Annotated in this window: 1 pseudogene; it reads right to left on the bottom strand. The window is 76.3% G+C overall.

Annotated features, from left to right (window positions below):
* Positions 1 to 228: pseudogene (locus tag KVS71_RS19845) on the bottom strand (cytosine permease); the annotation flags it as partial.

The raw sequence follows: 228 nt of genomic DNA, 5'->3' as shown, positions 1-228 counted from the left end.
GGGACGATCGCGACGATGTCCCCGGTCGCCGCCGCGGGGGCGAGGAGCACGCCGGCGAGGCCGAACACGAACTCGCCGAGGGAGGCGCCGGGCACGGTCTGCTTGACGGCGTCGGCCCGCGAGCGGTTGAAGCGGGTCATGTCGCCCGTGATGCTCGCGCCGACGATGAGACCGCCGGCGACGCTGCCGGTGCCCGCCCAGACGCTCATGGTCCGGCCGGGCGCCGGG

It is taken from the genome of Microbacterium sp. GbtcB4, from assembly GCF_019091465.1.
GTDB classification, from domain to species: domain Bacteria; phylum Actinomycetota; class Actinomycetes; order Actinomycetales; family Microbacteriaceae; genus Microbacterium; species Microbacterium paraoxydans.
The sequence above is the reverse complement of the archived record's forward strand: the minus strand, read 5'-3'. Positions and strand labels throughout refer to the sequence as shown.